This is a genomic window from Intrasporangium calvum (assembly GCF_028446585.1).
Classification (GTDB): Bacteria; Actinomycetota; Actinomycetes; order Actinomycetales; family Dermatophilaceae; genus Intrasporangium; species Intrasporangium calvum_A.
This window is the reverse complement of the sequence record NZ_JAPFQL010000005.1, coordinates 46,108-65,915: the sequence shown is the minus strand read 5'-3', so window position 1 is coordinate 65,915 and position 19,808 is coordinate 46,108. Positions and strand designations below refer to the sequence as shown.

Here is a 19,808-nt window from a genome sequence, read left to right as displayed (position 1 = left end):
ACCCTGATCGAAAGAGCAGTTCGCGACGTGTCGCGAACTGCTCTTTCGATCAGGGTCAGGGGGTGCGGAACGGGTCTGCGCGCCGGCCGTCAGGTGCGGCGGGGGGACGCGAGGCGCGCACCGGCCTTGCGCATCGTCCGGCTGTAGAGCGGCCGCGCGAATCGCTTGAGCCGCCAGATGGCCCGGCCCTCCGGGTCGGTGAGGATCACGTCCCGCCGAGAGTCGATCCCCTTGATGACGGCCCTCGCCACGTCGTCGGCCGACCGGCGCGACCGCTCCAGCATGCGCTTGCCGGCAGCCTCCATCTCCTGGTCGTCGCCCGCGAAGGAGGCCCCGAGGTTGGTCCGGAAGAAGGCGGGGCAGACGACCGACACGGCGATGCCGTGCGGCGCCAGCTCATGGTCGAGCGTCTCGCTGATGGCCACCACCCCGGCCTTGACGGCGTTGTAGGACGCCATCCCCGGCGCATGCACGAGCCCGGCGAGCGAGGCGACGTTGACGAGGTGGCCGCTGCCCTGCTTCTTGAAGAGCGGCGTGAACGTGCGGCAGCCCCGCACCACGCCGAGGAGGTTGATGTCGACGATCCGGTGCCACTCGTCCATCGCGGCCACGTCGATCCGTCCACCGGTCGCGATCCCGGCATTGTTGACCAGCACGTCCAGGCCGCCCCACGAGTCCTGCACGTGGGCAAGGACCTTCGCCCAGTCGCCGTCGCTCCGGACGTCGAGCGACACGTAGTCCATCCCCGCCGGCACCGACTCCGGCCGCTCCACCGCGAGGTCCGTCGCCAGCACCCGGTCACCTCGGGCGGCGAGGCCGCGCGCGAGCGCCAGCCCCAGCCCGGAGGCGGCGCCGGTGACGACGACGCGCCGGGAGGATGGAGGGGCTGGGAGCGAGCTGAGCGGCATACGGCTGACCCTATGGTGCTCAGCGCACGCGGACGGTCACCTTGCCGGTCGCCCGGCGCTCGTCGATCTCGGCGATGGCCGCCGCGACGTCGGACAGCGGGTGCGTGCGGCCGATCGGCGGGTCGATGGCGCCGCTCTCGAGCAGCGGCGTGATCGCCTCCCACTGCTCCTGCAGGTAGCCCGGCTCGCCGTGCCACATGGCGCCCCAGGCGACGCCGACGACGCTGATGTTGCCGAGCAGCAGCCGGTTGACCTTGACCTCGGGGATCGACCCGGCGGTGAAGCCGATGACGAGGATCCGCCCCTCAGGCGCCAGGCTGCGCAGGCTGTCGGTGAAACGGTCGCCGCCCACGGGGTCGACGACGACGTCGACGCCGCGACCGCCGGTCAGCTCCTTGACCGCGGCGAGGAATCCGTCGGCCAGGACGACGTGGTGGGCCCCAGCCTGCTGGGCGACGGCGCGCTTGGCCTCGGAGGAGACGACCGCGATGACCTGAGCGTCCAGGGCCCGCGCCAGCTGGATCGCCGCCGTGCCGATGCCGCCCGCTGCCCCGTGCACGAGGACCGTCTCGCCCGGCTCGAGCCGCCCGCGGCGGACGAGCGCGAAGTGGACGGTGAGGTAGTTCATCAGCAGCGCTGCACCGGTGGTGAAGGACACCGAGTCGGGCAACGGGAAGACGAGCGACTCGGGGACCGCGACCGTCTCGGCGAACGCCCCGAGGATCGGGAAGGCCGCGACCCGGTCCCCCGGCTGGAAGCGGCTGCCCTCGGCAGCCGCCCGCACCACACCGGCGCACTCGGCCCCCGGCACGAAGGGCAGGTCCGGCTTCATCTGGTAGAGCCCGCGGGTGAGCAGCACGTCGGGGAAGCTGACGCCTGCCTCGTGCACGTCGACGAGGACGTGACCGGGCTCGAGCACCGGCTCGTCGACCTCGTCGACCGTGACGGCGGCGGGTCCGTCGAGGACAGAGACTCTGGCTGCACGCATGGACGTGACAGTAGCGTCCTACGCTGGCCGGGTGCTCGATCCCCTGACGACACTGCCCGACGGCACCATCAAGCAGGTCAACCCCTTCACCGGCACGAAGGTGTGGACCCTGCCGGGCCGGGGACGCCGCCCCATCGAACGCGCTGCCCGGCCGCCACTGCCGATCGACCCCGCCGATGCCGACCGGATCTGTGCGTTCTGCCCCGAGCGGGTGCTCGAGACGACGCCGGAGATCGCCCGCCGCGTGCGGGACGCGGCGGCAGCCGACGGCTGGCGCGAGGTCCGCGGGCTGGCCGCGGAGGAGGTGGCCGCGTCGCCGGCTGAGTTCCGGCTCGTGCCCAACCTCTTCGAGATCCTCTCCTACGACTACTGGCACCTGACGCACGGCTGGGAGCCGACCGCGGAGATGACGGCCCGACGCGAGCACTACCTGTCGACGCCGGCGGGTCGCGAGCACGTCGAGCGGCTCGCCCGGATCCGGGTGGCGGCCCGCTCCGACGGCGGCTCCCTCGACGAGCCGCTCACCGAAGCGGAGGTCGATCGTGAGGCGAGCGGCCTCTTCGCCGGCAACCACCTCCTCGTCGTCGCGCGCCGGCACTTCGAGGAGGGCGCGACGGACGACTCACGGCTGCGCGGGTCCGGGCGCCTCACCCCCGAGGAGCACCGGGAGTACGTCGGGTTCTCCATCGACGCGATGCACGGCGTCTATCGCGACAACGAGCACGCCCGCTACGTCAGCGTCTTCCAGAACTGGCTCCAGCCCGCCGGGGCCTCCTTCGACCACCTCCACAAGCAGGTCGTCGCCATCGACGAGCTCGGCGCAGACCTCGAGCGCCAGGCCGAGCACGTGTCCGAGCAGCCCGACCTCTACGAACGCTGGGGATGGCGGTATGCCGCTGAGCGCGGTCTCCTGGTCGCCCGCACTCCCAGCGCGGTGGCCTTCGTGGGGATCGGGCACCGCTTCCCGTCGCTCGAGGTGCACTCGCTCGTCACGGACCGGTGCCCGTGGGAGCTGACACCGGACGAGGTCGCGGACTTCGCCGACCTGCTGCATGCCTGCCACGCCGCGACCGGTGTCGAGGTGCCGAGCAACGAGGAGTGGCACCACCGGCCTCCGTCGGTCGACCTGCCGATGCCGCTGCGGGCCGTGCTCAAGTGGCGGATCTCGACGCTGGCCGGCTTCGAGGGCGGGACGAAGATCTACGTCAACACCGTCAGCCCGTGGACCGTCCACGAGCGGGTGGTCACCCGGTTGCGCGAGCTCGTCGGGGCCGGGGCGGTGGCTGAGACCCTGCGGCTCGCGGACTGAGCCGGCGCGCGGGGGCGAGCCCAGCGGCATACGGCCGGCGTCAGCGGAAGGCCATGTCCTCGGTGACGTCGCCGCGGAGCATGTCGCGGCGGTCGAGGAGGTAGTTCTGCCGCATCAGCCACGGCGCCCGGTCCCCCTGCTGCGGGAGCTCGGTCAGGGCCCGCTGCACGTAGCCGGAGCTGAGCGGCAGCAGCGGCTGCCCCACGAGGCCGGGTGGCGGGGTCGGGACGGCGACCTCGAGCCCCTCCGCCGCCAGGTGGTTGAGCAGCCGACAGACGTAGCGTGAGGCGAGGTCCGAGCGGAGCGTCCACGACGCGTTGACATAGCCGATCGACAGGGCGAGGTTCGGGACGTCGCCGAGCATGACGCCGCGGTAGACCCACAGCTCGGACGCGGGGCAGCGCTCGCCGTCGACCGAGATGTCGATGCCACCGGCCGCGAGGATCCGCAGGCCGGTCGCCGTCACGACGACGTCCGCCTCCAGCTCACGGCCAGAGGACAGGCGCAGGCCCCGCTCGGTGAAGGTCTCGATCGTGTCGGTCACGACCTCGGCCCGACCGTCGCGCAGGACGTCGAAGAGGTCACCGTCCGGCACGACGCAGAGGCGCTGGTCCCACGGGTCGTAGCTCGGGGTGAAGTGCTCTGCGGCGAGGCGCCCGGCGTCGGCTGCGGGAGCGAGCCCGCGGCGGATCCGCTTGGCCAGCAGGGCCTTCGCCCAGGCGGGACGTCGACGGCTCAGCTGGTAGAAGGCCATCGTGGTGAGGACGTTCTTGTAGCGGACGACGGCTCCGGCGGGGCGCTCGGGGAGCACGCGGCGGACTGCGTCGGCCACCCGGTCGCGCCGCGGCAGCGCCGCCACCCACGTGCTGGAGCGTTGGAGCATGGTGACGTGCGCACCCCGCTCGGCGAGCGCCGGCACGAGCGTCATCGCGGTCGCGCCCGACCCGATGACGACGATGCGCGACCCGTCGGGCTCCAGGTCGTCCGGCCAGAACTGCGGGTGGACGAGTTGCCCCCGGAAGCGCTCCTCGCCGGGGAAGTCGGGCCGGTGGCCCGACGCGTAGTCGTAGTAGCCGCTGCACAGGTAGAGGAAGCCGCACGTGAGGGTCGTGGTGTCGTCGCCCCGCTGCACGGTGACGGTCCAGCGTGCGTCGTCACTGGACCAGTTGGCGGCGATGACCTTGTGTCCCAACCGGATCCGCTCGTCGATGCCGTGCTTGGCGGCAGTCCGGCGGATGTAGTCGAGGATCTGGCCACCGCCCGCGATGGCCTCCCCCTCGGACCACGGCTCGAAGGGGAACCCGAGGGTGGCCATGTCGGAGTCCGAGCGGATGCCGGGGTAGCGGAAGAGGTCCCAGGTGCCCCCGACCGCGTCCCGCCCCTCGAGGATGGCCCACGTCCTCGCCGGGCACTCGGTCTGCAGGCGGTAGCCGGCGTTGATCCCGGACAGGCCGGCCCCGATGACGAGGACATCGAGGTGCTCGGGCGTCGTCGGCTGCGTCACGCAGGACATTGTGACCCATGCCGCTGGAGTGATTGTGACGTATGCCGCTGGGCTGGCTACCCGGGAGTAGGCGCGGTTACGCTCGGCCGAGTGACCAGCTACCCCCACCTGCTCCAGCCGCTGGACCTGGGCTTCACGACACTGCGCAACCGTGTCGTCATGGGCTCGATGCACACCGGGCTGGAGGACCGCGCCGGCGATGTGGACCGGCTGGCCTCGTACTTCGCGGAGCGCGCCCGGGGCGGGGTCGCGCTCATGGTGACCGGCGGCTATGCGCCCAACCTCGAGGGCTCGCTCTATCCGGGCGGCTCCGTCCTCATGACGCACCGCCAAGCGCGCCGGCACCGGCGGGTCACCGATGCCGTGCACCGCGAGGGCGGCAAGATCGCGCTGCAGATCCTCCACGCGGGGCGGTACGCCTACCACCCGCTGGGGGTGACGGCCACGACGAGCAAGGCGCCCATCTCGCGCTTCACCGCCCGGGGATTGTCCGAAGGTGGCGTCCGGCGGCAGGTCGAGGCCTACGCACGGTGTGCCCGGCTGGCCCGGGAGGCCGGCTATGACGGCGTCGAGATCATGGGCTCGGAGGGCTACTTCCTCAACCAGTTCCTCGCGCCGCGGACGAACCAGCGCACCGACGCCTACGGCGGCACGCCGGAGAACCGGCGACGGCTCCCCGTCGAGGTGGTCCGGGCCGTGCGCGAGGCGGTCGGACCGGACTTCATCATCATCTACCGGCTCTCGATGCTCGACCTCGTGCCCGACGGCCAGTCCTGGGACGAGATCGTCGCCCTGGCCAAGAAGGTCGAGGTGGCCGGCGCCACGATCATCAACACCGGCATCGGCTGGCACGAGGCCCGCGTCCCCACGATCGTCACGTCGGTGCCGCGCGGGGCCTTCGTCGAGGTCACCGGCAAGCTGCGGCCCGAGGTCTCGATCCCCGTCATCGCCTCGAACCGGATCTCCATGCCCGACCTCGCCGAGCAGGTCGTGGCCGAGGGCAAGGCCGACCTCGTGTCGATGGCCCGGCCTCTCCTCGCCGACCCCGACTGGGTGCTCAAGGCGTCCGAGGGACGAGCCGACGAGATCAACACGTGCATCGCCTGCAACCAGGCCTGCCTCGACCACACCTTCTCCAAGCAAACGGCATCCTGCCTGGTCAACCCGCGAGCCGGCCACGAGACGCTGCTCGTGCTGGCTCCGGTGCGCACGCGCAAGCGCGTCGCCGTCGTCGGGGCCGGACCCGCTGGTCTCGCGACCGCGGTGGCCGCAGCCGAGCGGGGCCACGAGGTGGACCTCTTCGAGGCCGCGGATGACGTCGGCGGCCAGTTCGCCATCGCCATGCGGATCCCCGGCAAGGAGGACTTCGCCGAGACGATCCGCTACTACCGCCGGCGCCTCGACCTCACCGGGGTCACGGTGCACCTCGGTCGCCCCGCCGCTGCCGAGGACCTGGCCGGTTTCGACGAGGTCGTCGTGGCGACCGGTGTCGAGCCGCGCATCCCGTCCCTGCCCGGGATCGACCACCCCAAGGTGCTCACCTACGCCCAGGTCGTCCGTGAGGGCGCGCCCGTCGGGCAGCGCGTGGCAGTCATGGGAGCCGGCGGGATCGGGGTCGACGTGTCGGAGTTCCTGACGCACGGAGCACACTCGGTCGAGTCACCGCTCAGCGTCGCCGAGTGGATGGCCGAGTGGGGCGTCGGCGCCCCGGACGCGTCCCGGGGCGGACTCGTGAAGCCGGCCCCGGCGCCCTCTCCTCGCGAGGTGCACCTCCTGCAACGCAAGAGCACCCCGATCGGCAAGGGACTCGGCAAGACGACGGGCTGGGTGCACCGGGCGGCCCTGAAGGCCAAGGGCGTCCACCACCACGTTGGCGTCAACTACGAGCGGATCGACGACGCCGGGCTGCACATCTCGTTCGGTGAGGAGCACCGCGACCCGCAGGTGCTCGACGTCGACACGATCGTGCTGTGCACCGGTCAGGAGTCGGTCAACGGCCTGGTCCCGCAGCTGCGGGAGCTCGGCGTGAGCGTCCACGTCATCGGCGGCGCCGACGTCGCCGCCGAGCTCGACGCGAAGCGCGCCATCAAGCAGGGCACTGAACTGGCCGCCAGCCTCTGACCGACGGCGTCACTGCATGGGCCATCGGTGCCACCCTGGCCGCCCAGCGTTCTCCGGCCGAGGACCGGGGAGGCTCTCACCTCGGGTGAGCCGGCTTCTCGATAACCGCCAGGATCGCGGCGGTGGCCATCCCGACGCCGTCCTCGCCGCGGACCTGCTCGCCGAGCGCGGTCGCCGCGCGGACGACCTCCGGCCGGGCAGCTTCGGTGCTGGCCGCGGCCAGCCGGTCGGCGGTCAGGTGCTTGCGGTGGATCGGGGCCGCTCCGACACCGAGCTCGTGGACACGACGGCCCCAGTAGGGCTGGTCCGCGATGTGCGGGACGACGACCTGCGGCACACCGGCGCGCAAGGCTGCGGCAGTGGTCCCCGCTCCGCCATGGTGGATGACGATCGACATCTGCGGGAAGAGCGCGTCATGCGGGGCGCCGTCGAGAGCGAGCACCGTGGCCGGGAGGTCCTCGGCGCGCAGGCCCGCCCAGCCGGCGCTGAGCACCCCACGCAGACCGAGCCGGTCCAGGGCCGTGGTGAACGCGTGCACGACGCCCGCGGGGTCCGCGGTGGCCATCGAGCCGAGTCCGAGGTAGACCGGCGGAGGGCCGTCCGCGAGGAAAGCCCGAACCTCGTCCGGCGGCTGCCACGGCTCGGTCCGCTCCACGAACCAGAAGCCGGTCTGTGTCACGTTGGCGCCCCACTCGGCGGCGGGGGGCACCACGCGGGGGCTGACGGCCAGCACGGTGGGCACCTGCTTGGCCGCCGTGACGTACTGCCGGAACGAGCCGCGTCCGCTCCCGATCCGGCGCCGGACGACATCGCCGGTGGAGCGCACGACGTCCCACGCCGCGTAGGCAGCGGCCCAGCCCCAGGCCCGGTTGAGCCCCGAGGTCGACCTGGGACGCAGCGCGAAGGCGGCCGACGCACCCTGGGCCGTGGGCCAGGTCGGCTGGAACATGGCGAAGACGTGGTGCTTGTCCGCGCGGGCGGCGAGGACCTCCATCGCGTCGAAGGTCAGCGGCCCGGAGACGAAGGCGTCCGCCCGCTCGGAGAGGCGCATCAGGTCGCCTGCGAGGGCCTCGGCGATGTGCCGCACGACCTGGCGCATGAGACGAGCCTCGCGTCGGGGGTTGGTGCTCGTCCCTCCGAGCCACTTCTGGCCGAGCTCGCTCCGGACCCCTCCATCACCTCGAAGGAGAGCGGCTCGAAGTCGAGGCCCTGCTCCTCGACGAAGGGTCCGAAGTCGGCGCCGGCGGCGACGGCCACCGCCAGCCCCTCACGACGGAGGCGGTCGCCCAGCGCGAGCATCGGCTGGACGTCGCCCCGCGACCCCATCGCGAGGAGCAGGATCCTCACGCGAGCAGCTCACGCACCCGCGGTGCCACCTCGGTCGCGTAGAGCCGGATGCTCTCCAGGCGCAGGTCGTGCGGCAGGGTGCCGACGGAGTACTTCAGCTGGAAACGCGTCGCGCCGAGAGTCCTCATCGTGTCGGCGATCTTCTGGGCCACCGTCTCCGGCGAACCGCAGTAGACCGCGCCGTCGGGCCCGAGCTGCTGCTTGGCCTGGTCGAGCGTCATCGGCGCCCAACGCCGCTCGCGTCCGAGCTTGTTCATGTAGGCGACCTGATGCGGCAGGAACTCCTCCAGGGCCTGCTCGTCCGTCGCTGCCAGGTATCCCGGCGAGTGGACGCCGATCGGCCGGGGCTCCTTGCCCATCTCGTCGAGAGCGCGCCGGTAGAGGTCGGCCAGAGGCGCGAACTGGCGGGCCGACCCACCGATGATGGCGATGACGACGGGGAAGCCGTAGTGCGCCGCACGGACCACGGACTGCGGCGTGCCGCCGACCCCGACCCAGACCGGAAGGTGTCCGGACTCCGTTGCGGGTTGGACGAACTCGACGTCGACAGGCGGCCGGATCGAGCCCTGCCACTTCACCGGCTGCTCGGCGACGACCGCCGCCAGCAGGCTCAGCTTCTCGTCGAAGAGCGTCTCGTACTCGGAGAGGTCAAGGCCGAAGAGGGGGAACGACTCGATGAACGAGCCTCGCCCGACGGTGATCTCGGCCCTTCCCCGGGAGACCGCGTCCACCGTCGAGAACCGCTGGAAGACGCGGATCGGGTCGTCGGACGACAGGACGGTCACCGACGTGCCGAGGCGGATCCGCTCGGTCCGGGCGGCGAGCGCCGCCAGGACCGTGTCGGGCGCGGAGACCGCGTAGTCCTTGCGGTGGTGCTCGCCGACGCCGAAGAAGTCCAGGCCGAGCTGGTCCGCCAGCTCCCCCTCGGCCAGCACCTCCCGGATGACCACGGCCGGGTGGAGCGGCTGCCCGTCCGGGCCGTTCGCGATGTCGCCGAAGGTGTCGAGGCCGAGTTCGAGGCTCATGGACCCACGGTAGGCGAAGCGCAGGAGCGGGAGGAGCAGGACCGGGCGGGCTCGCGCGAGCGAGCTCAGCGGCATACGACCTGGGGGACGTCAGCGACGTGTGAAACGGTGGTCACGTGCAGCTGCGTGAGCCCGCCCATCTGGTGTCCCCGAGAGCCATCCGGATGTGGACCGTCGAGGCGGTTCTCGGTGCGCTCTTCCTCGGTGCCGCGCAGCTGGGCTGGTGGTTCCTCGACGACGCACCGGACCGCACGCTGCACGTGGTCGTGGGCGCGCTCTGGCTGCTGCTGTCCGCGGCCTACGCGATCGGGATGCCGCGCTGGCGCTACCGCGTCCACCGTTGGGAGGCAACGCCGCACGCGATCTACACGCAGACGGGGTGGTTCAACCAGGAGCGCCGGATCGCGCCCCTCTCCCGGGTGCAGACGGTCGACCTCGAGCGCGGGCCGCTGGCCCAGCTGTTCGGGCTGGCCACCGTCACCGTCACGACCGCTTCCGCTGCCGGCGCCCTGGAGATCGTCGGGCTGGAGGTCGGTGTCGCCCGTGAGCTCGTCGACACCCTCACGAGCGCTGCCGTGGCGGAGAAGGGCGACGCCACGTGAGCGATCCGCCCGGTGAGGTCGTCGGCGAGACGGAGTGGCGTCGCCTGGACAAGCGGATGCTGCTCATCCACCCCTTCCAGTCGCTGCTCCAGGCCCTCCCGGCCATCCTCGCGCTCTTCGTCGCGCGCATCGGCGCCGACGACTCCGACCGCTGGGAGCTGCTCGCCCTGCCCGTGGTGGTCGCCTTCGGCCTGCTGCGCTGGGTGACGACCCGCTACCGGATCACGGGCGACCAGATCGAGCTGAGACACGGTCTGCTCCACAAACAGTCGCGCACGGCCCGGCTGGACAAGGTCCGCACCGTGGACCTGACCGCCCAGCTGCACCACCGGGCGCTCGGGCTGGCGAAGGTCGAGATCTCGACCGGCAGCGCCGGCAAGGACCGGCTCGTCCTCGACTCGCTCGGCATCGACGAGGGACGCCGCCTGCGGGCCCAGCTGCTGGACCGGCTCCGGACCGTCGACCCCGCACTGGCCGCACTGCCGCCGCCGACCGGCCCGGCCCTCGACGTGGGTGCGCCCGCCTCGGAGGTCGACGAGGTCGGCGCCGAGGAGGAGCTGCTGCGGCTCCACCCGTCCTGGCTGCGGTTCGCGCCGTTCACGATGACCGGGATCGGGACCGCTGCGGCCGTTCTCGGGTTCGTCAGCCAAGGGATCGGGCGGTTCTCGGAGCAGGGTGACTACTACGAGTCCAGCGCCAGGTGGCTCGAGGAGCAGGGGTGGCTGCCCAGTGTCGTGGGGCTGCTCGTGCTCGTCTCCCTCCTCGCGGTCGGCGCCTACATCCTGTCGTTCTGGGGCTTCCGCCTGAGCCGCAACCACACCGGCAGCCTCCACACCCGGCGCGGTCTCCTCACGAGCCGGGAGGTCGGGATCGACCACACTCGCGTCCGCGGCGTCGAGCTGGGTGAGCCACTCGGGTTGCGGCTGGCCGGCGGGCGCCGGCTCAAGGCAGTCAGCACGGGCCTGCAGGGCGAGGCCGGCGGTGGTTCCGACTGGCTGTCACCGCCCGCTCCGGCCTCCGTGGTCGAGGGCGTTGCGGCGGCGGTGCTGGGGGACCCTGTGGCCGTCGGGGGGACCGTGACTGACCACGGGCCGGCTGCCCGCCGTCGACGGCTCACCCGTGCGGTCACACCCCCCGCCGCCCTCGTCGTCGCTCTGGCGGTTGGCTGGGATGTGGGTGACTGGCCCCTCTGGTGGCTGGTGGGGGCGCTGCCCCTGGTGGGAGGCGGATGGCTGCTCGGACGGGACCGCTATCGCGGCCTCGGGCACCTGGTGACCGGCCGCCACCTCGTCGCGCGCAGCGGGTCGCTCGACCGCCGACGGGTCGTGCTCGCGCGCAGCGGCGTGATCGGGTGGAAGCTCCGGCAGTCCTGGTTCCAGCGGCGAGCGGGAGTCGTCACCCTCACGGCGACGACCGCTGCGGGGCGCCAGCACTACGACCTCCTCGACCTGACGCCGGAGCGCGCCGACGAGCTGCTCCGTGAGCTGGCCCCGGAGCTCGTGACGCAGTTCACCTGACCTGCGCTGGGCCGGCGCTGGGCCGGTCTTGACTGGGTCGGGAATGCGGGGCAAAGTTGAGTCGTTACCACTCAAGAAAGGTGCGTCTGCCCGGCTCGGGGCCGAGCAGCTGTTCGAGTTCAACTGAGGAGTGACTGTCATGACCAGGACCTTCGACCCGTTCCGGGAGATGGACCGACTCTTCGGCGAGGGTTTCCGCACGACCACGGCAAGCCCGATGCCGATGGACCTCTACCGCCGCGGTGAGACCTTCATCGCCCAGATCGACCTTCCGGGCGTCGACCCCGGTTCGATCGACATCGACGTCGAGGACCGCACGCTCACCGTCCGCGCCGAGCGACTGCGTGAGAACCTCGACGACGTCCGCTGGCTGTCCCACGAGCGCCCCACCGGCACGTTTGCCCGGCAGCTCTCGCTCGGGCGCGGGCTCGCGCTCGACGACATCCAGGCGGACTACCGCAACGGCGTCCTCACCCTGACGATCCCTGTCGCCGAGGAGGCCAAGCCACGCAAGATCTCGGTGTCACACAGCGACGACAAGAAGACCGCGATCGAGAGCCAGGCCAGCTGATCCCCAGCGGCCACGAGGGCCCCGACCTCACCTCGAGGTCGGGGCCCTCGCCGTCCGGGTGCCGCCACTGGCCGGCGCGGTTAAGCCGTCCCCGCCGGCCGGTAGCGCCCCGGGTCAGCGGTCGAGGCAGGTGCAGACGCAGGACCGGTTGCCCTCTGGGTCGGCCAGCACGACGAACGACGGCGCGTTGTCGTTGTCCACGACCGTCCCGCCTGCCGCAACGGCAGCAGCGATCCGCGACTCAGCGATGTCGTGCGGCAGCCAGAGGTCGACGTGGAAGCGCTGGCGCGGCGTCCGGTGATGGTCGGTGTCCTGGAACCACAGCAGCGGCAGCCGGCCCTTGGGGTCCACGACGTCCGAGCCGTGCAGCGCGTCCGTGCTCCCCGTCAGCAGGGCCGCCCAGAACGGGCCCACCGCGGCGAGATCGGCCGTGTCCAGGGCGAGCTCGATCTCGGCCACGGCGTGCGGGTCCGCCGCGACCCCCTGCTCCCTGGCAATCTCGCTGATGCGTCGAGCCAGGTCGACGTCGCGCTGCGTCAGCGCACCCGCGTCGTGGCTGATCAGCTTGAGGTCGACGTGGGGGTAGGTCAGGGTCACATCGGGATGGTGGTTGGCGCCCTCGGCGGCGGCCCCGACCGCGGTCACGAACCGCAGTCCGGCGGCGAAGTCTCCCGTGAGGTAGCGGGCGTGGAGGGCTTGGGCCAGCTTGCGCCAGTCGTCAAGGTGGGCGTCGAGGATCTGCTCTGTCGTGAGGCTGTCCATCAGTCCAGCGTAGGTCCGAGAAAGCGATCTGGCCGCCCCGGAAGCGGGGCGGCCAGATCGAGTTGACCCACGACGGAGCACCGTCGCCACCCGGCGGTGGCGATCAGACTCCCGCGGTTGCCGGGTCGCGACTCTCCAGGTCGGGCACCTCCGCCACGACCTCCTCGGCAGCCACCGGCTCGGTGGGCACGAGCTCGCCGACCCCCTCCCCCGGAGGCGTCTCCTGGACGGTGAGGGCGAAGTCGTCCCCGTGCTCGCTGACGCCGGCCACCACGGCGTGCTCGATGGCGGCGACCGCGTACTGGCGCCGTACGACCTGCGGGTCGCGGGCCAGGTCCTTCACCAGGGCCACGGCCAGGCCGACCATGATCACGACGAAGGGCAGCGCCGCGACGATGGTGACGTTCTGGAGCCCGGACAGCGCGTCCGCCCCGCCCAGGACGAGCATCACGGCGGCCACGGCGCCGGTGGCTGCACCCCAGAAGATCACCGTCGACCGCGAGGGACGCAGCGTTCCGCGCTCGGAGAGGGTGCCCATGACGACGGAGGCCGCGTCCGCGCCCGAGACGAAGAAGATCGCGACGAGGACCATGACGACGATCGCGGTGAAGGTCGGCCAGGGCAGGTTGCCGAGCATCGCGAAGAGCGTCCCCTCCGAGGAGGACTGCCCCGCGATGTCGATGCCATTGCGCTGCTGAGCGATTCCGGCACCACCGAAGATGGCGAACCAGATGAGTGACACCACGGAGGGAACGAGCAGTACGCCCGACACGAACTGGCGGATCGTGCGTCCCCGCGAGATGCGCGCGATGAACATCCCGACGAACGGCGTCCAGCTGACCCACCACGCCCAGTAGAAGATCGTCCAGCCGGCCAGCCACTCCTGCATGCCGGAGCCACCCGCGGCGTCGGTCCGGGCCGACATCATCGCGAGGTCCTGGACGTAGGAGCCGATCGTCGTGGGGACGAGGTTGAGGATGAAGACCGTCGGCCCGACGACGAAGACGAAGAGGGCGAGCCCGAGTGCGAGCACCATGTTGATGTTCGACAGCCACTGGATGCCCTTGGCGACGCCGGACACCGCCGAGAGGACGAAGGCGATCGTCAGCACGACGATGATGCCGATGAGCAGGCCGTTGCCGACCGGGCCGACGCCTGCGACGATCTCGAGCCCGGAGCCGATCTGCAGCGCGCCGAGGCCCAGCGAGGTGGCAGAGCCGAAGAGCGTCGCGAAGATCGCGAAGATGTCGATCACCTTGCCCGCCGGCCCGTTCGCGCGGCGCTCACCGAAGATCGGCGCAAAGGCGGAGCTGATGAGCAGCGAGCGACCCTTGCGGAAGACGCCATAGGCGATGGCGAGGCCGACGACGGCGTAGATGGCCCACGGGTGCAGCGACCAGTGGAACATCGTCGTGGCCATCGCGGTCTTGACGGCTTGCGGGCTGTCGGCGGCGACCGTGCCCGGTGGTGGGGACACGAGGTGGCTCACCGGCTCGGTCACGCCGTAGAACATCAGGCCGATGCCCATGCCCGCGGAGAACATCATGGCGACCCACGAGGAGGTGCGGAACTCCGGCTCCTCGCCGTCCCCACCGAGCGGGATGTTGCCGAACCGGCTCGCCGCCAGCCAGATGACGAAGACGACGAAGCCGGAGGCGACGAGGGAGAAGAGCCAGCCGGTGTTGTGGACGACGAAGTCGAGACCGACGGCAGCGGAGTCGCTCAGCGTCTCTGTCGACAGGGCGCCCCACAGCACGAAGCCGATGGCCACGGCGGCCGCGACGCCGAAGACGATGCGGTCGATGCTTGACGGGGCCTCGCCGTGGCGGCGGACGGGTGGGGGTTCCAGGGCGGGATGCAGCGCATCCTCGAAAGGTCGGTTTGCTCGGGTCATGGTTCATCGGCGGCGAGCCCAGCAGGGCGCCGCCACTCCTCACGTTGCGTATCTCAGGGGTCACGTTCGGCCGCCCACCCTGCCGGGGTCTTTCGCCCGAAAGCAAGTCGAGTCGGCCCGGACCGCAAGCCGAGCATTCCGTTGAATCGTGAACCAGACTGTCCCCCAGCAGCCCCCGAACACTGTGTCAGCTCTGTCATTTCTGACCGTCGCAGAGGTGCTCGTCCCGCTCCGCGGCTTGGGCCAGTGCGCAGCAGCGCGTGCTTGCGTGGGGAGGCCCGCAGCCACGAACCCTCAGCCGCGGGCGTTCTGGTGGATGTCCTTCAGCCCCACGTACCCCTCGGCATTGGCCCGGATCCGCTCGACGTCGGCGTCGGTCAGCTCGCGCCGCACCTTGCCGGGGACGCCGGCGACGAGGGAGCGCGGCGGGATGACCGCACCCTCCTGGATCACGGCTCCGGCGGCGATGAGTGAGCCGGCGCCGATGTGGGCCTGGTTGAGGACGATGGCGCCCATCCCGATGAGGCAGTCGTCCTCGATGGTGCACCCGTGCAGGACGGCGCGATGGCCGACCGAGACGCCCGCGCCGATGGTGGCGGGCTTGCCGGCGTCGGTGTGGACGATGACGCCGTCCTGGAGGTTGCTGCGCTCTCCGAGGACGATCGGCTCGAGCTCGGCGCGCAGCACGGCCGTGTACCAGACGCTCGAGTGCTCGCGGAGCTCGACGCGGCCGATGACGTCCGCGCTGGGGGCCACCCAGGCGGTGGCGTGGACGTCGGGGGCGTGGTCACCGAGGGGGGTCAGCATGAGCAGAGGGTATGCCGCTGAGCTCGCTCCCAGCCCCATCGCACCTCACGCTGTGGTGCGGGCCACGTCGGTCCGGAGTCGGTGGGCTCCGGCGAGCACACCGCACGCTAGGGCCGCGCCGACGCCCTCGCCGGCACGGATGCGCAGGTCGAGGACCGGCTCCAGACCGAGCTCGTCGAGGACGAGGCCGTGGGCCCGTTCGCGCGATCGCTGCCCCGCGACGAGGTGCGCGGCCACTGCGGGCTCGAGCCGGACGGCTGCCAAGGCGGCCACGGAGGTGGCGAGCCCGTCGAGGACGACGACTCCGCCGGCCTCGGCCGCTCCGAGGACGACCCCGGTGAGGACGGCGAGCTCGCCCCCGCCGAGACGCCGGAGCAGGGTGTGGATGCCGGGGCCACTCGAGTTTGGGGTGGGGGTGGGGGTGGGTGGGAGCCCGACGCGGCGCAGCGCCTGCTCGACGACGTCGACCTTGCGCGCGACCATGGCCGAGTCCGCGGAGGAGCCGCGCCCGACGACGTCACCGGCCGGGCGCCCGAGGAGGGCCGCTGCCAGGCACGCCGCGACCGTCGTGTTGCCGACGCCGACCTCACCGAGCGCGACGAGCCCGGACCCGGCCACGGCCTGACCCAGCGTGCGTCCGCGAGCAAGCAGGGCGGCATACGCCTCCTCGTCGAGCGCGTCGGTGTGGACGAGGTCGCCCCCGGGGCTGCCCACCCCGGCGTCGACGAGCTCGACGGCCAGGCCTGCCGAGCGGGCGGCCACCGCCCCCATGGAGGTGCCCTCCCGGGTGGCCCGGACGACGTCCGCTGTCACCGAGGGGTCGAAGGCCGTCACGCCGTGCGCGACGACGCCATGGTCGGCCGCCGCGATGACGAGCGTGCCGCCCTGCGCGCGCCGCCCGAGGGCCTCGATCCGGTTGAGCACCGTGTCGAGCGCTCCGAGCGACTCGGGGACGGTGAGCAGGTCGTCGGCCCGGTCGCGGGCGGCCACGACGTGCTCCTGCGAGGGGGCGCGCAGGTGCGAGACGGGCGCCGGCCGCTCGGTCCAGCGCTCGCGCATCACGACCTGGTCGAGCGGCAGCCGCTTGGACCAGCCGGCCCGTTCGAGGCCCGGCTCCGGGGGCCGCTCGTCGGGCCAGCCGAGGCAGAGCCAGCCGAGGGTCACGACACCGTCGGGCAGACCGAGCAGCGCGGCGAGCTCGGAGGGCTCGAAGAGGGTGACCCAGCCGAGCCCGAGCCCGTGGGCGCGGGCCGTCAGCCACATGTTCTCGATGGCCGCCGCACAGGACCAGAGGTCGGCGTCCGGGAAGGTCGCCCGGCCGAGCACCCCGGCCGCGGGCGTGCGCCGGTCACAGGCGACGACGATCCCGACGGGCGCCTCGCGGATCCCCTCGAGACGCAGGTCACGCAGGCTGCGGGCCGAGTCCTCGGACATCCCCGCCGCCTGCCTGAGCCGGCACCGGTCCGCCATCACTGCTGCGGCATCGCGCGACTCGGCCTCGGTGACGACGATGAACCGCCACGGTTGCGAGTGCCCGACCGATGGCCCCCGGTGTCCCGCAGTGAGCACCGCGGTGAGCACGTCGTCCGGGACGGGGTCCGGGCGGAAGCGGCGGATGTCCCGCCGGGCCGCGACGACCTCGGCCAGCGGGTCGATGGCGTCGGTGAGCGCCCAGGCGTCGGGCGCGGCAGCCCGCTCCGCCGCGGAGGTCGGGTCGCCGATGGAGGGGACGGGCCGGCGGTAGGTCACCCGGGGGAGCCTAACGACGGGACCGAGCCCAGCGGCATACGGCCTCGTCGTGCCCGCGGCTCACGCCTCGACGCGGTCGAGCTGCTCGATGACCCGCTCGAGGAGGCCTGCGAGGTCGGCGCGCTCGTCACCCGACAGGCCACGCAGGATGTCGCTCTCGACGACGTTGGACTCGCGGATCGCCTCGCTGAAGAGGTCCCAGCCGTCGCCGGTGAGCGAGATGAGCGTCCGCGTGCGGTTGGCCTCGTCGGGGCTGCGCCGGATGAGACCGCGCTCGGCCATCTTGTCGAGACGGTGCGTCATCGACGACGGCGCGACATTGGTGAGATCGGCGAGCTGGCTCGGGGTCAGGCAGGTCTCGCCCGCCTTGGCGAGCGCCGCCACGACGGCCCACTCCCCCTGCGTCAGCCCGAGGTCGGCGAGCTGCCGGCCGTACCACTGGTCGAGCTTCTTGGTCACGCCGTAGATGGCGGTGATCACGCGCTGGACCGACTCCTCACCCCCCGCCGCGACATAGGCCGCCACGGCCTTGCGGTGCTGCTCCTGGGCCGTCCTCGGTCTCGGTGCCACCACTCGATTGTGCCACGGCTCCTTCGACTGCTAACCTTTCGAAATCGAACTTAGAGTTCGAAATGTTCGGCATCGAAGCCGCGTTCTCCACGGGCGGCGACCGAGTCGCCCCCACGACACCAGAAGGGGTGACATCGACATGCGGTCCAAGCTGCTCATCCTCGCGTCCTCGATCGGGATGCTCGGCTGGGGCGCCGTGCTGCCCTACCAGTACGCGTATGCCGCTGACACCCGCGGCTGGGGCTCCCTCGCGGCCGCGGCGGCCTCGTCCCTCTTCTCGGTCGGCGCGCTGGTCGCCGCTCCCTTCGGTGGGCGCCTCGCCGACCGGTTCAACCCCGTCGCCGTGACCGTGCTCGCCCAGCTGCTCGCGGCCCTGGGCGTGGGCGCCCTCGTCCGGGCGGAGTCACCGGTCACCTTCCTCGTCGGCATGTTCGTCTTCGGCCTCGGCCTCGCCGCCGCGATGCCGGCCAAGCAGGTCCTCGTGCTGCGCTGGGTCGCCGTCCGGGACCGCCGCAAGGTCTTCGCCTACAAGTTCACCGGCGAGGCCCTCGGCATGGCGCTCGGGGCCTACGTCGCGGGGCACCTCGTCGACCTCGGCCGCGCGGACGGGCTCGACGTGGGCTTCCTGACCGCTGCGCTCGGCTTCACCCTGTCGGCTGTCATCATCGGCCTGGCCGGAGTGGGCGCGGAGGCGCACCCCGAGAGCGGACTCGATGCCGGCGATGCCAACCCCGGGCGTCCACTCGACGCGCTGCGTGCCATCGTCGCGAGCCCGGCCCTGCGCTGGACCGCCGTCATCACGGTCACGCTGGCGCTCGGCTTCTACGCGCAGTTCGAGGCAGGCCTGCCGGCCTACGCGATCACCGTGCTCGACGTCGACTCCGCGGCGATCGGCACCGCGGCCGCGGTCAACGCGATCATCATCGTGCTGATCCAGGTCGTCGTGGTCCGCCTCACCGCGCGCCGCAGCGCCCCGACCCTGCTCATGGCGGTCGGGTCCATCTGGGTGCTCTCCTGGCTCATCCTCTCCGCGGCGCAGTTCCGACCCGAGATCGCGGCGGCGCTGTTCATCACGACGTACGGCGTCTTCGCGGTGGGCGAGACGATGTACTCCCCCGTGCTCAACCCGTTGACGGCGTCGCTCGCACCCAAGGGCATGGTCGGCCAGACCCTGGGCACCTTCGCCGCGCTCCAGACGACGTTCTCGGCGATCGGGCCGCTGGTGGCCGGCGCGCTCCTCGGCGCAGGCCTCGCCCAGGGCTTCCTCGGGCTGCACCTCGCGATCAGCCTCCTCGCCGTCCATGCCGCGTGGCGCCTGCGGCGGGTCATGGCGGCCCGGCCGGCCCCTGCTCAGACGAGGTCGTCGACCGGTGTGAGCAGCAGCCTGCCGGCCAGCCCGACCGAGCGCGAGAGCGTCGCCGCGTAGTCACTGCGCAACGGCTCGTGGCCGTCGAGCCGCCAGAGCACGTTGGCATTGGTCCACGCGGCGTCGCGCGCCCGGTTGATGCTCCAGGCGCCGACGAGGTTGGCCACGGGTCCGGCGTGGGTGCGGTCGACCTCGAGCGCCAGCCCGTCGAGGAACGACTGCCGCACCTCCTCCTGCACGGCCGCGAGCAGCGCGTTGACCTTGAGGTAGTCGTCGTGGATGCCCGGGCTCGTCGGGGAGAGCCGCAGCTCGCGGCAGGCCGCCACGACGGCGATTGGCAGGTCATGGTTGATGTGAGCGTTCATCCCGGCCAGGGCGAACTGGATCGGCAGCCGGCCGGGCGCGCTCCTCAGCTCGAAGACCGGCGCCCACGCGGCGGTGGGCGCGCTGCTGCGGAGCGTGTCGAGATAGAGGCCGGCGAAGAGGATGTCGAGCCGGGTGAGGAAGCGGACGTTGCCGAAGTAGCCCTCGGTGGCCCGTTCCAGCACGAGCTCCGTGACCCGGAGATACATCCGGCTGAACGCGTGAACCCCGTCGGTGGGGTCGAGGGTCGCGTCCACGGCTCGCATCCGCTCCACGAGCGCCTCGATGGTGGCGATCGCCGCAGCCTCGCCCACCGGTGTGGCCGGGCCCGAGCCCGGTTGCCGGCCGGTCCACCACGACCGGATGCCGTCGACGATCCCCGAGAGCCAGCCCATGCTCGACGGT

At 72.0% G+C, this 19,808-nt stretch carries 18 protein-coding genes; 6 read left to right on the top strand and 12 right to left on the bottom strand.

Annotated elements, in window-relative coordinates; translation table 11 throughout:
* Window positions 1-89: 89 nt before the first annotated feature.
* Window positions 90-908 carry an SDR family NAD(P)-dependent oxidoreductase gene (locus tag OO014_RS02415; RefSeq protein WP_272460671.1) on the bottom strand — a complete coding sequence of 273 codons (819 nt, stop codon included), beginning with the start codon at window positions 906-908 and terminating at the stop codon, window positions 90-92.
* A 19-nt stretch (window positions 909-927) separates the two neighbouring features.
* A complete protein-coding gene (locus tag OO014_RS02410) occupies window positions 928-1,896 on the bottom strand; it encodes an NADPH:quinone oxidoreductase family protein (RefSeq protein ID WP_272460670.1) in 969 nt (322 codons plus the stop codon).
* 31 nt (window positions 1,897-1,927) lie between these two features.
* On the opposite strand from OO014_RS02410, the gene OO014_RS02405 reads away from it, so the two are divergent.
* Window positions 1,928-3,205 carry a DUF4921 family protein gene (locus OO014_RS02405; RefSeq protein ID WP_272460669.1) on the top strand — a complete coding sequence of 426 codons (1,278 nt, stop codon included), beginning with the start codon at window positions 1,928-1,930 and terminating at the stop codon, window positions 3,203-3,205.
* Window positions 3,206-3,245: 40 nt separating this feature from the next.
* Here OO014_RS02405 and OO014_RS02400 read toward each other — a convergent pair whose 3' ends face one another.
* Entirely contained in the window at window positions 3,246-4,709 is a 1,464-nt protein-coding gene (locus OO014_RS02400) for a flavin-containing monooxygenase (protein WP_272460668.1), read from the bottom strand.
* 90 nt (window positions 4,710-4,799) lie between these two features.
* Here OO014_RS02400 and OO014_RS02395 point away from each other — a divergent pair, with 90 nt between their 5' ends.
* Window positions 4,800-6,830 (top strand): NADPH-dependent 2,4-dienoyl-CoA reductase, encoded by a 2,031-nt coding sequence (locus OO014_RS02395; RefSeq protein WP_272460667.1) that lies wholly within the window; start codon window positions 4,800-4,802, stop codon window positions 6,828-6,830.
* 76 nt (window positions 6,831-6,906) lie between these two features.
* Here the strand turns inward: OO014_RS02395 and OO014_RS02390 are convergent, their stop codons facing one another.
* From OO014_RS02390 to OO014_RS02380, 3 genes are read right to left on the bottom strand one after another with little or no spacing between them, the layout of a single operon-like run.
* Window positions 6,907-7,929 carry a glycosyltransferase gene (locus OO014_RS02390; protein ID WP_272460666.1) on the bottom strand — a complete coding sequence of 341 codons (1,023 nt, stop codon included), beginning with the start codon at window positions 7,927-7,929 and terminating at the stop codon, window positions 6,907-6,909.
* Entirely contained in the window at window positions 7,881-8,177 is a 297-nt protein-coding gene (locus tag OO014_RS02385; RefSeq protein WP_272460665.1) for a glycosyltransferase, read from the bottom strand. Before OO014_RS02385 ends, OO014_RS02390 begins: the two co-directional genes overlap by 49 nt.
* Window positions 8,174-9,202: an LLM class flavin-dependent oxidoreductase gene (locus OO014_RS02380; RefSeq protein WP_272460664.1), complete on the bottom strand. Its 1,029-nt coding sequence runs from the start codon at window positions 9,200-9,202 to the stop codon at window positions 8,174-8,176. The genes OO014_RS02385 and OO014_RS02380 overlap by 4 nt, the downstream gene beginning before the upstream one ends.
* 116 nt (window positions 9,203-9,318) lie before the next feature.
* On the opposite strand from OO014_RS02380, the gene OO014_RS02375 reads away from it, so the two are divergent.
* The 3 genes from OO014_RS02375 to OO014_RS02365 all read left to right on the top strand — a co-directional run bounded on the left by OO014_RS02375 (window position 9,319) and on the right by OO014_RS02365 (window position 11,892).
* Window positions 9,319-9,804, top strand: a complete 486-nt coding sequence (locus OO014_RS02375) for a PH domain-containing protein (RefSeq protein WP_272460663.1) — start codon at window positions 9,319-9,321, stop codon at window positions 9,802-9,804.
* Window positions 9,801-11,321 (top strand): PH domain-containing protein, encoded by a 1,521-nt coding sequence (locus OO014_RS02370; protein ID WP_272460662.1) that lies wholly within the window; start codon window positions 9,801-9,803, stop codon window positions 11,319-11,321. The genes OO014_RS02375 and OO014_RS02370 overlap by 4 nt, the downstream gene beginning before the upstream one ends.
* Before the next feature lie 139 nt (window positions 11,322-11,460).
* Window positions 11,461-11,892 carry an Hsp20/alpha crystallin family protein gene (locus OO014_RS02365; RefSeq protein WP_272460661.1) on the top strand — a complete coding sequence of 144 codons (432 nt, stop codon included), beginning with the start codon at window positions 11,461-11,463 and terminating at the stop codon, window positions 11,890-11,892.
* 114 nt (window positions 11,893-12,006) lie between these two features.
* Here OO014_RS02365 and OO014_RS02360 read toward each other — a convergent pair whose 3' ends face one another.
* From OO014_RS02360 to OO014_RS02340, 5 genes are all read right to left on the bottom strand, one after another.
* Window positions 12,007-12,654 carry a 4a-hydroxytetrahydrobiopterin dehydratase gene (locus tag OO014_RS02360; RefSeq protein ID WP_272460660.1) on the bottom strand — a complete coding sequence of 216 codons (648 nt, stop codon included), beginning with the start codon at window positions 12,652-12,654 and terminating at the stop codon, window positions 12,007-12,009.
* A gap of 103 nt (window positions 12,655-12,757) precedes the next feature.
* The gene (locus tag OO014_RS02355) at window positions 12,758-14,548 is read right to left on the bottom strand and encodes a BCCT family transporter (protein ID WP_272460659.1); all 1,791 of its coding nucleotides are present in this window, start codon (window positions 14,546-14,548) and stop codon (window positions 12,758-12,760) included.
* 294 nt (window positions 14,549-14,842) lie between these two features.
* Window positions 14,843-15,355 carry a gamma carbonic anhydrase family protein gene (locus tag OO014_RS02350; protein WP_272460658.1) on the bottom strand — a complete coding sequence of 171 codons (513 nt, stop codon included), beginning with the start codon at window positions 15,353-15,355 and terminating at the stop codon, window positions 14,843-14,845.
* Window positions 15,356-15,400: 45 nt separating this feature from the next.
* Window positions 15,401-17,104, bottom strand: coding sequence for a 5,6-dimethylbenzimidazole synthase (bluB, locus tag OO014_RS02345; protein ID WP_272460657.1), 1,704 nt, complete (start codon window positions 17,102-17,104; stop codon window positions 15,401-15,403).
* A gap of 60 nt (window positions 17,105-17,164) precedes the next feature.
* On the bottom strand, window positions 17,165-17,674 hold the full coding sequence (locus tag OO014_RS02340; protein ID WP_272460656.1) for a MarR family winged helix-turn-helix transcriptional regulator: 510 nt from the start codon (window positions 17,672-17,674) through the stop codon (window positions 17,165-17,167).
* A 139-nt stretch (window positions 17,675-17,813) separates the two neighbouring features.
* Here OO014_RS02340 and OO014_RS02335 point away from each other — a divergent pair, with 139 nt between their 5' ends.
* On the top strand, window positions 17,814-19,100 hold the full coding sequence (locus OO014_RS02335; RefSeq protein WP_272460655.1) for an MFS transporter: 1,287 nt from the start codon (window positions 17,814-17,816) through the stop codon (window positions 19,098-19,100).
* Here OO014_RS02335 and OO014_RS02330 read toward each other — a convergent pair.
* On the bottom strand, window positions 19,025-19,798 hold the full coding sequence (locus OO014_RS02330; RefSeq protein ID WP_272460654.1) for a DUF5995 family protein: 774 nt from the start codon (window positions 19,796-19,798) through the stop codon (window positions 19,025-19,027). The two genes, OO014_RS02335 and OO014_RS02330, sit on opposite strands and share 76 nt — an antisense overlap.
* Between the last annotated feature and the right edge of the window lie 10 nt (window positions 19,799-19,808).